Consider the following 12501-nt stretch of genomic DNA (forward strand, 5'->3'; position numbering starts at 1 on the left):
GGCCTTTGTGACGACTATGTCTGTCGATAGGCTCGTGCGTTACTCGTGGGGATGTGGTCGGTGGTGCGGTTACATCACCGTCACGTAGATCTTCCTGACGGTTTCGATGGTGTGCCATGTGCCGGTAAAGCCCGGCTTCATGACAAAACTGTCGCCTGCCTTGTAGGTAACCGGTTCACCATCATCCGGTGTGAGCTCAACGACCCCTTGGAGGATGTGGCAGAACTCGAAGGTCTCGCCTTTGATCGAGCGGGTGAGGCCTGGCGTTGCTTCCCAGACACCGGTATGGACGAGCCCATCGCGTGCCACATCCTGAGCCCAGGTCTTGAATGAGGGGTCGCCGGAGATTAGCCGCTCCGGAACCGGTTTGGATTCGCGCGGGGCCTCTGTGCTGTTCGGGTCGATGGTCTTGAGTAGTGACATGGTTTCTCCTTTGTGTCCTGCTGTGGATCAGTAACCGCGGGTGCGGTCGACCAGTCCGATCGGGTCGAGGCCGGCGCGATGGCGCTTGATGTTCTCGATGACCGAGCGGGCGGCGGTTTCGGGCTGCGTCACGCTGGCGATGTGCGGCGTGAGCATGATCCTTGGGTGGCGCCAAAACGGATGTTCAGGCGGAAGCGGCTCCGGTTCGGTGACGTCGATCACCGCACCGGACAGTTGATGCATATCGAGTGCGTCGATCAGCGCATCATGATCGAGTTGAGCGCCGCGGCCGACATGAATGAGCGATGCGCCGGGCGGAAGGGCCGCGAAGAGACGTGCATCGAGTATGCCACGCGTCTCTTCCGTGAGCGGCAGCAGACAGACCAGAATGTCGGTCTCGCCGAGAAAGGACGCCAGCGACTCGGCGCCGTGATGACAGCGCACCCCATCGATCTGGCGCGGAGCACGGCTCCAGCCGGACAGTGGAAAGCCGAATGGCATCAGCCGCGCGATCACCGCCTGCCCGAGCATCCCGAGACCAAGTACACCGATCCGGCGGTCTGCCGCCTGCCGGGCGGGCAGCGCCTGCCATTTCCCTTCAGTTTGCTGCATGAGATAGGCCTTGAGATTGCGGTGGAGCGCCAGCACCGCAAGCGTCACATATTCCTGCATCATGCGCACGATGCCATCCTCGATCATTCGGACGAGCTTCACCCCCGAAGGGAGGTTTTCAACCCGGAACTGATCGACGCCGGCGCCGATCGAAAAGACGATTTCCAGGTTTTTGAAGCGGTCGAGATCCGGCGGAGCGGTCCACGTCAGGACGTAACTGATATCATCGGGATCGACCTGCGTTGCATCCATGATGAAAGGGAGATCGGGCAGGTCGCGGGCGAATGCTTCGGCGAAGATGCGCCCTCGCTCTCGATCAGAATTGAACCAGAACGTCATTGGAATGCCTCAGTTTCGGAGTGTTTCAGCGAGCCGCTCGATCATCGTCTGACATGCACTGAGTTCGTCGCCACGGATGAACTCATCGGCCCGATGGGCTCTCGCGATATCGCCAGGACCGCAAATGATCGCATCGATGCCGGCCGCTTGAAAAAGCCCGGCTTCGGTGCCGTAGCTCACGGCGGCGAGCGTTTCGACCCCTGTCAGGCCCTCCATTAGCGTAGCAAGTGGTGCATCGGCTGCGAGCGATAGCGCCGGATAGCTGCTCAGGAGCTCCCACTTTGTCTGAAATCCTCGCTGCTCAAGCCCGAGTGCGGCAAGCCTCACAGGCTCGAGGAGATCGGAGGGTGTCACTCCGGTGATCGCCCGGGCCTCGATTTCCGCCGTGAGGCAATCCGGAATGATGTTCACGGCTTGTCCGCCGGACACGGTTCCGACCTGGAGCGAGGAATAGGGTGGCTCAAAGCACGGGTCCAATCGGCTGCTCTGTAACGCGTCTCCGGCACGAACGGCGGCAAGCAGGACGCAGGCGAAGCCATGGATTGCATTCAGACCCTGATCAGGTCGCGACGAATGGCCGGATCGCCCGCGGATCTCGACTCTTGCAGCGGCCTTGCCCTTATGGCCGCGGATCGGACGCAGGCCGCTGGGCTCGCCGATGATCGCGCCGATCGGCTTGGCGCAAAGCTCGGGCAACTGACGGATGAGATGAGGCACACCTCGGCAGCCGGCTTCCTCGTCATAGGAAAATGCAAAATGCAGGGGGCGCGCGAGCGGCATGTCGGCGATTGCGGGCAGAGCAGCCAATAGTGCGGCGAGAAAGCCCTTCATGTCACTCGTGCCCCGGCCGAAGAGCCGATCACCGTCCGCCCGCAGGCGGAAAGGATCGGATGTCCAGGCCGTCTCAAGCGCGGGAACGACATCCATATGTCCGGAGAGAACATAGCCGGGCACATGATTGGGGCCGATCGTCGCAAACAGATTGGCGCGGTCACCTTCCGGCCCCGGCAACACCGTCACCTTGGCACCGCAGCGCTCTGCGTAGTCCGTGATCCATGCAACGATGCCATCGTTCGGCGTTCCGACGACGGAGGGAAAACCGACCAGGCGCTCGAGGATTTCCTTGGCGTTCATCGCAGGTCTCCTTGACGTAGCCGCCCAAGCGGCGCTCTGATCTCCACATTACGGCTTGCTGAGGACCATTTCCTGCCGAACGCTCCATGTTGAGCAGCAGGATCTATTGAATCCAGCTAGCTCAAAGCAGAAAGTTTGGCGCACATCTCCGAAGTGAGAGACGTATTATGTTGCGGCAGCGTGCTATCTGCATCATGGTCGGTACGGCCACCTCGTCCAGGCGCCGTGCGCATCCAGCAAGTATCACAAAAGGTCATTCCGAGCCGTCCTTGTATATCTCGGCAAGGTCCGGCAAGTTCCAATTGCCACCGCTCAGCACTGCGCAGACCTTTTCATCCGACCTGACCTTTATGGAGCCCGCGAGCAGAGCCCCGATGCCGATCGAAGCCGCCGGCTCCGCAATCAGCTTGGCATCTTTTGCAAGTGCGCGCATGCCCGCGATGATGTCGTGGTCTTCGACGAGAATGATTTCATCGACGTATTTTTCAATTATTGGATACGGGTTCTGGCCCGGAACACTAATTCTCAGGCCATCCGCGATCGTGTTTTTCAGGGGCAACGAGGTGCGCTGGCCGTTGATCCGACTCTGATAGTATTTCGGTGTCAGAGCAGGCTCAGCACCGATGACTCGAACCGACGGTTTGGTTTCTTTGATGGCGGTCGCAATTCCCGAGATCAGGCCTCCACCGCCCAAGGGAACTATGACCGTCTCCACGTCCTTCAAATCTTCCAGAATTTCACAGCCGATTGTGCCCTGACCGGCCATGACCAGCGGGTCTTCAAAGCCGTGGACGGTCGCGTAGTTGTTCTCTTCGGCGATTTCATAGGCCCGCTTCCATCTCGCGGCGGTGTCGCCATCAAAGACAATGACCTCGGCGCCCAATGCTTCGGTATTGGCAATCTTGATCTTAGGCGTGGTGGCCGGAACAATTATGACAACCTTCACACCGAGCATTCGAGCCGCGTATGAGAGTCCTTGAGCATGGTTGCCCGAGGAACTGGCGATGACGCCATTTGCGATGACTTCTCGCGGGAGCGAAAGCATCTTGTTGAGAGCGCCGCGAAGTTTGAATGCGCCGGTAATCTGCAGCGTTTCGGGTTTGAGATAGAGCTGACAACCTGCAGCCTTTTCGATCTTGTCCGCCCGCAGCAACGGAGTGTGTCTGATATGGGGCGCCAATCGTTCCCGGGCTTCCCAAATGTCCTGAATAGTTGGATAGTCTAGCATGATGCTGCTCGCCTTAGTATATTGGAGTTCGCGTTTCCTTGATGGAAAGGATCGGCCTGAAGACTGCTTGTTTTTCGGCGCCGGATCGCGAGCAAACGATGTGCCCGCACGTGCTGGAACCTTCCAGCCGCTTTGCCAAGATCGTACCGGAGGTCAGGACTCGAAAAATTCGAAGAAGGTTCCAACGCTTCTCTCTATCGCATTGCTATAGATCTTCGATGCGGTTGTGTTGTCTTGGATTGCCATTCCAGTAGAGTCGAAAATGGTCACCTCATCGTCGTGTTCTCTTCCTGGTTTCCTTCCCAGCAATATCTCTCCGATTTCACCATGGATCCTCTCCTTGGTGATGACATGCCTATCGAGCGGATGCCATGTTTCGCCTTTCTCGCTGCACTGCGCGATCGAGTCGACGACGATTTTGGCATTTCTGAATACTTCTGGATCCAGTTCCTGTTTGCCTCGTTGGTCCGTGCCGATCGCGACGATATGCGTGCCCGGCTTTACCCAATCGGCTTCCACGAGTGAGCCTTTACCGCGTGTCGTCGTAACGAGGATATCCGCCTGCTCGACCGCGTCCTTCTTGGAATGCGCAATGACGACGGGAATGCCGAACTCGCTTTCAATATCTGCTTTGTAACGGGAAAGCGTATCCGCGCTATTGTCCCAGGCATGGATCTCCTCGATATTGATGACCTCCCGGATCGCTCGGATCTGCATTCTTGCCTGATTTCCAGTCCCGATGGATGTGATCCTGCGAGCATCTTTCCTCGCCAACACCTTTACGGAAACAGCTCCCGCGGCGCCGGTTCTCAAGCCCGTGATCAGGCTGCCGTCCATGACGCAGATCAGCGCCCCGTTTCTGGCGTCAAACAGCAGAATGGTTCCCATCCCGCTCGGCACCCCAAATGCAGTCGGATTGTTGACAAACCCTCCCGAGGACGTCTTCATCGAAATAAGTTCATTGGTTTTGTAGTGGCTGAGCTTGAAGTCGATTTCGCTACCCGGTGACGGGAGATGCATTCCTATATAATCGGGTTGCTCCACCTGATCGCTGTTGAAAGCTTTGTACGCCTCTTCGACGGCGCCAATCACGTCCCTCATAGTGATCAATCTGCCGACCTCTTCTTTCTTGAGAAGCAGAGTTTTCACGAACTTTCTCCCATCATTGGTACGAAGGCAAAAACGTCACGCTGGGCCTGCAAACTTAAGCCCGGCTATTGGAGGCCTGCCTGGCCGCCTTCGCGCCCAAACCAGATCGCTTGTGGTCACTTCGGTCGTGATCGCACCAGTTGTTGAAGCCGATCTTGCTGAATTTCGACGCCTCGGCCGAACGACGAGGCCGTTTCACACTCCCGGTGTCGCGAAATGCTACAAGGCCCAACAGGGTGGCGTTGACAATCGAATCGCCCCCAATCCACTGACACAAACTGCCGAGCTCCTACCGAAACATGCCGACATGCCACGACGGAATGATGTTAGTATGGTCTTCTCCTGCCGAAGGAGTCACCGAATTATGCTGCCGCAACAGCACGAAATTCCAAAATGCTTGGCTCGTTTGGCATTTCTTGACGCCTCGCAGAGCTGATTTATGCTGCGGTTTCTGTGCGGCCCCCTGCAGTCTGTCGAACTTTGCTTTATCTAAGTTTAGCAAAGTTGCGTTGTCATCCCGACGCCGCAAATTTCGGGATAAGATTTCGACACCCGAGGGCAAATTAGTGAAAGATGCCGAGTCTGACGTGCAATCATGAGGTCATTGGCGCTTGGTAGTAGCGTCGCCAAGGCCGTTCCACTGGTGGCGGGCGAAGGAGCTCAAAGTCAATGCCGAAGTCTGTTCGACTTAAATCATTCGAGTTGGTGGCTCGGGATATCAACGAGATTGATGTCGGCTCGCTCCATGCCTTATCCGTGGCGGTCGGATGGCCACACCGTACCAAGGACTGGGATTGGCTTCGCCAGTTCGGTCGGGGTATAGCGGTAGTAGATAGCATCGGGCGGGTTTTCGGGAGCGCCATGTGGTTCCCCTACGGCCAAGAAGTTGCGATGATTGGCCTAGTGATCACCACCCCGCGCTCGCAAGCCCAGGGTAATGCCCGTTGGCTCATGGAGCAGGTATTCGAAGAATGTCGCGGCAGAAATCTGTATCTCAATTCAACTCGTGCGGCCCACAATCTGTATGTCTCGTTGGGTTTTGCAAACGAGGCGACGGTATGGATGCACCAGGGGACAGTTGCTTCCTCCCTGCCCAACTTGCCCGCTCCGAACGGTGATTTGATTGAAGCGGGGATCGATGCACTAGGGCAGATCATCGAACTTGATACCCAGGCGTTCGGTTGGAAGCGCGAGGAACTGATCTCGGCACTGGTTCCGATTTCCACTATCCAAACCCTCCGCCGCGATGGGAGGATCGTCGGCTATTCCATATGCAGGGAGTTCGGCCGCGGCCATGTGATCGGCCCTGTTGTAGCTAGCAACGACGATGACGCGCTTCAGCTCATTGCGGTCCATCTACGGAATCTGAAGGGCCAGTTTGCGCGCGTCGACACGCGCGAAACAGGACCATTGGTGAACTTTCTACGCGCGTGCGACCTTCAAGTGGCCGAACGAGTGACAACTATGTCGCGGGGCCAACTCCTTTTGAACCGTAAGGCCGGCGAACCTTGGATTTATGGCCTGGCTGGTCACGCACTCGGGTGAACCATAGCCCGTCCCGATGACGGCATTGCTAGCTTTAATCGGCTCATACACGCAGGAAGCCTGTGCAAAGGAGCCTCGGAATGCCAGCTCTTGGATCGCTCTCGCTTCGACTGCCGACGCTCGAAATGGCGCCTTTTCAGTATTCCAGCTAGTTCCGTCTCGTCAGTTGCCGTTAAAGGCAGACGCAATTGTTCCAACACAACGCGGCCTCGCGAACCGCTGCATTCGCTGGAGCAACTCAACTCAGGACACAACCAAATGCGAGACCCGCCGCCAGCGGAAGGTTGTGCGGGATTTGCTGCGACCGAAGAGACTTCTGCTGAAAGATGAAACATTCCGGCACATTCTGCCAAACGACTGCAACTATGCTTCGTCCATGCCGTACAGTTCACAGGAGCCAAGGACATGGATCGCTTCAGGCCTAAATACGTAACATTCGACTGCCATGGTACGTTGATCAACTTTCAGATGGCGGAAGCCGCTCGGGATCTGTTCGGTCATCTCCTGGACGGGCCGCGCATGAACGAATTCATCAAGAACTTCCAGGCGTACCGCATTGATGAGGTAATGCAGGCTTGGAAACCTTACGCCGACGTTGTCCACAACGCCTTGGAGCGCACGTGCCGCCGTAATAAGGTTCACTTCCGGCCCGAAGACGCCGAAACCATCTACAACCGCGTACCGACATGGGGACCGCATCCGGATGTGCCCGAAGGACTAGCTAAGCTCGCCAAGGAAATCCCCCTTGTCATTCTGACAAATTCCATGGTGGCCCAGATCCCTTCGAACGTGGCAAAGCTCGGCGCGCCGTTTCATGCTGTCTACACTGCCGAGGAGGCAGGAGCCTACAAGCCGCACCTCAAGGCGTTTGAATATATGTTTGACATGCTCGGATGCGGACCGGAGGACATAACGCACGTCTCGTCGTCTTTCCGTCACGACCTCATGTCCGCCTATGATCTGGGTATCAAGAGCAAGGTGTGGGTCAATCGTGGCCATGAGCCAGCCAACCCCTATTATGAATACACCGAGATTCGCGATATTTCGCAGCTGCCCGGCGTTTTCGGACTCTAACTTGAATAAGGCGACCGCGGCTCACGAATCGAAAGACGCGCAAGCCAGTTGGCGGTGCTCGAGTGCCTGCTCTGATCTAGTCACACTAGGTCAGAGCTTCTAGCTCGGCCGCACGAAAAGCACCATAAACGGCGAGGATCTTCGAATTGGGCGATCGTGGTTTTGATGCCGATCGGGACTTCGGCCGGCTCAGCAGCCCCGCGGCTGCGGCCTTCCGTCAACCACCGCATGCTGCAGCCTCGACAGAGGCTTTTTTTCGCGCCGCAACCGCAATTCTCTCCACGCCGCCAGACCTTTCGGAACCCGACATTTCGGCAACACTGCTAAAGCGGCACTACGGGTTGGAAGGATCGATCGCGGTCTTGTCGTCTGAGGTCGAACGCACTGCTGAGGTCTCTCTGCTTGACGGTCGCCGATTGATCCTGAAGACGTCGGCACGACGTGAGGCGATCGACAGCTTCCGTTTCCAAAGCGCTGCCTTGGCGGCATTACAGAATAGCGCGGGATTTGTTGCACCCACACTTATTCGCACGAGTAGCGGCGCATTGATGTTTGAGGAAGAGGGTATTAGCGGTTACCTACAGACCCGTATCGAGGGCATCTCTTTGCACAAAGAGACGCCAACTCCTGAGCTCCTCTTTCGTACCGGAAGCGCTCTTGGCCGACTGGACATGGCGCTTGGGCAAGTCAACCTACCCTCGGCCAAACGCCCCATTCTCTGGCATATCGGGTGCTGGTCGCGATTGATGGAACTAGAGGAATACCTACCGGCTGGAAGCGTGGCTGAAAGCGTTGGGGCAGCGATGGCGGAATACATGCGGATCATCGAGCCGCAGATCCAGAATTTGGATTGGCAAGTTACTCATAACGATCCCAGCCCGTTCAACACAATCGTTACCAGCGATGGCTTGGGTTTCATCGATTTCGGCGATGGCAGTTGGAGCCCAAGGATCCAAGATCTGGCGATCGCGGCAAGTCACGTCGTGACGGATCCAACTCTTCCTTTGGGCGGAGCCGAGCACCTCATTGCAGGCTATGCGGCGGTCGTTCCACTTTCTGCTCTCGAAGCAAAGCTGCTGGTCGGGCTGATGCGGGCACGACAAAGCGCACTGATATTAGTCAATTACTGGCGCTCCTATCTCTTTCCGGCCGACGCGGAGTACATCAAAAAGAACGTCGCTCGTGCCGAGCGCGGCCTGTCTATCCTGGCGCCTCTTTCCACTGCATCAGGCGAGGCGGCAGTCCTCTCGGCAGCGTCAAAGCCTTCACCGAAACCTTAGACAGGCGGAGAACATGTCCACAGACCTTATGCCCAATCGCTACAGACCAGGTGAGTCCGACCTCCCAGCGCGCGAAGCCGAGCTCATTGCCCGCCGTGACGCAGTTCTCGGAGCATCTTATCGACTGCAATATAGACGGCCTGTGCATTTCGTTCGCGGCGAAGGCATGTGGCTTTATGATCCGGACGGCGAGGCTTATCTCGACTTCTACAACAATGTTCCCTCCCTCGGTCATTGCCACCCAGAGGTGAATGCGGCAATGGCGGAACAGGCGGCGCGTATCAGCGCCAACACGCGCTATCTCGAGCCAAGACTTGTCGACTATGCTGAGCGGCTGGTTGATACGTTCCCAGACGAGCTCGACCGCGTGGTCTTCACATGCACGGGCAGTGAATCCAACGATCTTGCCCTACGGATCGCGCGTCTCGTGAGTGGCGGCGAGGGGGTGATCGTCTCCTCGCATGCGTATCACGGCACGAGCGCGGCTGTGGCTGCGGTTTCGCCTAACTTGGGAGACGCCGTCAGGCTCAGCCCATTCGTGCGGATGGTTTCTCTCCCCGGCCCGGCAGGTATACCAGAAACGCAAGCCGCCGACTTTTTCGAGGCTCAGGTGCGTTCAGCAATAGCGGATCTGACCCGTCGCGGCATAGGCGTTGCCGCCCTGCTCATCGACAGCATCTTTTCAAGTGACGGGGTGTGGGTAGATCCGCCCGGTTTCATTGCGGGCGGAGTTGCGGCGGTGTGGGACGCGGGCGGCCTCGTCATCGCCGACGAAGTTCAGCCGGGTTTCGGACGAACTGGTGCTCATATGTGGGGCTTTGAACGGCACGGAATCGTACCCGACCTTGTAACTCTCGGCAAACCAATGGGTAACGGCTTTCCGATTGGGGCGGTCGTTGGTCGCAAAGCGCCCATGGAGCGGTTTGGCGCCACCGCTCGCTACTCGAATACCTTTGCCGGCAATACGGTTGGGATTGCGACTGCAGACGCCGTGCTAACGATCTTGCAGCGTGACCAAATTCCTCAAAACGCTCTTGCCATGAGCGAGCAGCTCAGAGTCGGGCTGGAGGAGTTAGCAAGGAAGCACGATGGCATTCGCGCCATCCGCAACGCAGGTCTATTCTTTGGCATCGACATCGGACCCGCGGAGATGCCGACGCTGGATAGGCGCGCAATGGCTCTGGATCTGGTCAATGCAATGCGGGATGATGGCGTGCTCATCAGCACGACAGGAGCCAATGAAGATACACTCAAAGTGCGCCCGCCGCTCATCTGCCAATCCGGAGACGTCGACCTGTTCCTTGTTGCCATCAGGCGTGCTCTGAACAGGGCCGGAGGTTAATGCCCTCGACAGGGGTTAGTTGCCACCCGCGGACACAAACTAACCCCAACCTGAAGGTCGTGGATGTCGTCAAGCTCGGGCACTTCCCAGATCGATCCATGTTCTCCGCGTGGACGAACGAAGCCGCCGAGCATGCGGGGATTAGGTCACACCCAGCAGCGGTGGCCGACGACGAAATGGCGGCTTACTGCTTCCACTGATTCAAAGAACGTCAGCCAATGATATCGCCAATGGGATGGGACGCACTCAGGCAATGGGGTGAAGACGCGGTTCGCATCGAACGGCTGACGGGCGGCATTGCCAACGACGTGTGGAGCGTTCGCGTCAACGGGAAGGTCGCCGTCGGTCGTCTCGGACGCAGAACCGACGCCGATCTCGCATGGGAAACCGAACTGATCCAATACCTCGACCGTGAAGGCATGCACGCTCCAGTGCCGATCCCGACGACTGACGGCCGGCTGTTCGTGGACGGTCTGGTGGTGATGAGATACATCGAGCGCGGACCGCCCGAAACGGAATCCGACTGGCGTCGCATGGCTGATACGCTCCGCGAGCTGCATCGGTTGACGCAGGGCTGGCCGCAGCGCCCGGGCTGGCGATCATCGACCGACCTCCTTCACGCCGAAACCGGAACGAGGATCGACCTTGCCGCGATGCCGCCCGAGGGCGTTATGCGATGTCGAGCCGCGTGGGCGCGGCTCGTCGGACCTCAGACATGCGTTGTCCACGGCAACCCCAACAGTGCTGCCAACGTCCGCATGACCGCCGACCGGGTCGCGTTGATCGACTGGGACGAGTCACATGTCGACGTTCCCGACCTCGACCTGGTGCTGCCCGGCAATGCCGCCGGTCTCGACGACCGCGCCTATGACATCGCCACACAAGCGTCCGCCGCATGGGAAGCCGCCGTGTGTTGGCCGGACGAATACTCGGTCAGGCGGCTGGGCGAAGTTTGGCCGGTCTGAGGAGTTCGACGATCCGCTGACCTTGCCCCAGGTTTTATCCAGTTTTGAGTTGCTCTAGTGGATTTTGAAGTGCACCCCGAAATCGGCCGCGTGCTCAACCGGGCGAATTTCTGCAGTTCTCCATCCTTCATCCATGTTTTCCTGCCTCCGACCCTCCGGAACATCCGTGATGACAAGGGAGAAGCAATCGCCGTCCAGGTGGCAGACTATTTCGATGAGACCGAGGGCCGCGTCGAATATTGGACATTCTCTGCGATCCCGGCCGATAAGACGAATGAATTGCCTCGTCCCTAGTGAACGCCGGCAGCCTCTGCTTTATACTTGCCGCCTCTATTGGTGTTTGTCTGTTCGCGACGAACGTATGGAGGCGATTGAACTCCCGTTCCCCCTCGCAGTTGAACGTATTCGAACTATTCACCCAGCTATTTTCGCTCCCGGTGATATAAAGGACGTTCGGCAACCGGCATTCACACAGAAATTTTGGCGATCGGCTCCGTTCTGGTGAAAATCAAGGGTCTCCGAGAATACGTCTGAATGGGAGCGCAGTCGCCGGAGCCCCGACCCCCGATGGGCGCTGGGATGTTTAGCCGGTATGGATTGCCAGCAAATCAGCATAGACTGTCTGATTGCTCGCCAGCACCGGATGGCCCTGTAGCAAAGCTTCGCCTTCAGCCGGGAAGGTTAGATGAGTTCCACCTGCCTCCCTGACGAGGCAGTAGCCGGCCATGCAATCCCAGGCACGCATATGAGGCTCGTAATAGCCAACAAGCCGGCCAGCGGCCACATAGGCGAGCATCAGGGCACCGGAGCCATTGCGGATAAAATTCCCACCCTTGCCAAGCACGGCGGCGACAATCGCGCCTACCCGTTCCGGGGTGACATAGGTATTGCAGCCGATGCCCGTCATCGCATTCTGCAAAGTCCTCGACGGGTCGAGGCTGAGATTCTTGCCGTTCAGGCTCGCACCCATGCCCGCTGCCGCTGCGTAGAGTTCATCAGTGCATGGAACATGGATGACGCCGATCACCGGTACACCGCGGTGCAGAACCGCAATCGACACACACCACGTCGGCATGCCATTGACGAAGGGCGCCGTTCCGTCGATCGGATCGACTACCCATGTCAATCCCGACTGCCCTTCCTGATACCCGTATTCCTCGCCGAGAAATCCGTCTGCCCCAAAAGCTTCCGCCACGCGCCTGCGGATGAACGTCTCGACGTTACGGTCGGCAATGGACACGACATCCTGCAGATCCCGCTTCGTTTCGACCACGAGCGTTTCGCGCCTGTTGAAATAGTCGAGCGCCATGGCGCCCGCCTCCTGTGCCACCGCTTTGGCGAAAGCGAAGCGTGTATCAAATTCGGTCTCTTGCAACATAATGCTGGTACCCCTTGCAATGGCTGTCGTCG

At 58.0% G+C, this 12501-nt stretch carries 11 protein-coding genes and 2 pseudogenes; 7 read left to right on the forward strand and 6 right to left on the reverse strand.

Annotated elements, in window-relative coordinates:
* Positions 1-69: 69 nt before the first annotated feature.
* The 5 genes from CO660_RS25185 to CO660_RS25205 all read right to left on the reverse strand — a co-directional run bounded on the left by CO660_RS25185 (position 70) and on the right by CO660_RS25205 (position 4885).
* Positions 70-423: a cupin domain-containing protein gene (locus tag CO660_RS25185; RefSeq protein ID WP_097601040.1), complete on the reverse strand. Its 354-nt coding sequence runs from the start codon at positions 421-423 to the stop codon at positions 70-72.
* Positions 424-450: 27 nt separating this feature from the next.
* Entirely contained in the window at positions 451-1374 is a 924-nt protein-coding gene (locus tag CO660_RS25190) for a glyoxylate/hydroxypyruvate reductase A (protein WP_097601041.1), read from the reverse strand.
* Between the two features lie 9 nt (positions 1375-1383).
* On the reverse strand, positions 1384-2508 hold the full coding sequence (gene argE, locus CO660_RS25195) for an acetylornithine deacetylase (protein WP_097601042.1): 1125 nt from the start codon (positions 2506-2508) through the stop codon (positions 1384-1386).
* Between the two features lie 253 nt (positions 2509-2761).
* The gene (locus CO660_RS25200; RefSeq protein ID WP_097601043.1) at positions 2762-3736 is read right to left on the reverse strand and encodes a threonine/serine dehydratase; all 975 of its coding nucleotides are present in this window, start codon (positions 3734-3736) and stop codon (positions 2762-2764) included.
* A 153-nt stretch (positions 3737-3889) separates the two neighbouring features.
* A complete protein-coding gene (locus tag CO660_RS25205) occupies positions 3890-4885 on the reverse strand; it encodes an ornithine cyclodeaminase family protein (protein WP_097601044.1) in 996 nt (331 codons plus the stop codon).
* A gap of 669 nt (positions 4886-5554) precedes the next feature.
* Between CO660_RS25205 and CO660_RS25210 the strand changes: the two genes are divergently transcribed.
* The 7 genes and pseudogenes from CO660_RS25210 to CO660_RS34525 all read left to right on the forward strand — a co-directional run.
* Positions 5555-6430, forward strand: a complete 876-nt coding sequence (locus tag CO660_RS25210; protein ID WP_097601045.1) for a GNAT family N-acetyltransferase — start codon at positions 5555-5557, stop codon at positions 6428-6430.
* 405 nt (positions 6431-6835) lie between these two features.
* On the forward strand, positions 6836-7504 hold the full coding sequence (locus CO660_RS25215; RefSeq protein ID WP_097601046.1) for a haloacid dehalogenase type II: 669 nt from the start codon (positions 6836-6838) through the stop codon (positions 7502-7504).
* Positions 7505-7650: 146 nt separating this feature from the next.
* Complete coding sequence (locus CO660_RS25220) at positions 7651-8784, forward strand: phosphotransferase (protein WP_097601047.1); 1134 nt, start codon at positions 7651-7653, stop codon at positions 8782-8784.
* A gap of 13 nt (positions 8785-8797) precedes the next feature.
* A complete protein-coding gene (locus CO660_RS25225) occupies positions 8798-10126 on the forward strand; it encodes an aspartate aminotransferase family protein (protein ID WP_097601048.1) in 1329 nt (442 codons plus the stop codon).
* A gap of 38 nt (positions 10127-10164) precedes the next feature.
* Positions 10165-10242: pseudogene (locus CO660_RS32900) on the forward strand (histidinol phosphatase); the annotation flags it as partial.
* A 114-nt stretch (positions 10243-10356) separates the two neighbouring features.
* Positions 10357-11091 carry a phosphotransferase gene (locus tag CO660_RS25235; RefSeq protein ID WP_097601050.1) on the forward strand — a complete coding sequence of 245 codons (735 nt, stop codon included), beginning with the start codon at positions 10357-10359 and terminating at the stop codon, positions 11089-11091.
* Positions 11092-11172: 81 nt separating this feature from the next.
* A pseudogene (locus CO660_RS34525) lies at positions 11173-11352 on the forward strand (SAM-dependent methyltransferase); the annotation flags it as partial.
* 322 nt (positions 11353-11674) lie between these two features.
* Here the strand turns inward: CO660_RS34525 and CO660_RS25245 are convergent.
* Positions 11675-12472: an inositol monophosphatase family protein gene (locus tag CO660_RS25245; protein ID WP_176536380.1), complete on the reverse strand. Its 798-nt coding sequence runs from the start codon at positions 12470-12472 to the stop codon at positions 11675-11677.
* Positions 12473-12501: the final 29 nt, after the last annotated feature.

Origin of the sequence: Rhizobium sp. L9, assembly GCF_002531885.1 — a bacterium.
GTDB lineage: Bacteria > Pseudomonadota > Alphaproteobacteria > Rhizobiales > Rhizobiaceae > Rhizobium.

What these genes read in the sequence shown, in the direction of transcription:
- CO660_RS25200 (WP_097601043.1), bottom strand. Translation starts at nt 3,736, where the DNA reads ATGCTAGACTATCCAACTATTCAGGACATTTGGGAAGCCCGGGAACGA.
- CO660_RS25210 (WP_097601045.1), top strand. Translation starts at nt 5,555, where the DNA reads ATGCCGAAGTCTGTTCGACTTAAATCATTCGAGTTGGTGGCTCGGGAT.
- CO660_RS25185 (WP_097601040.1), bottom strand. Translation starts at nt 423, where the DNA reads ATGTCACTACTCAAGACCATCGACCCGAACAGCACAGAGGCCCCGCGC.
- CO660_RS25190 (WP_097601041.1), bottom strand. Translation starts at nt 1,374, where the DNA reads ATGACGTTCTGGTTCAATTCTGATCGAGAGCGAGGGCGCATCTTCGCC.
- CO660_RS25215 (WP_097601046.1), top strand. Translation starts at nt 6,836, where the DNA reads ATGGATCGCTTCAGGCCTAAATACGTAACATTCGACTGCCATGGTACG.
- CO660_RS25235 (WP_097601050.1), top strand. Translation starts at nt 10,357, where the DNA reads ATGGGATGGGACGCACTCAGGCAATGGGGTGAAGACGCGGTTCGCATC.
- argE (WP_097601042.1), bottom strand. Translation starts at nt 2,508, where the DNA reads ATGAACGCCAAGGAAATCCTCGAGCGCCTGGTCGGTTTTCCCTCCGTC.
- CO660_RS25225 (WP_097601048.1), top strand. Translation starts at nt 8,798, where the DNA reads ATGTCCACAGACCTTATGCCCAATCGCTACAGACCAGGTGAGTCCGAC.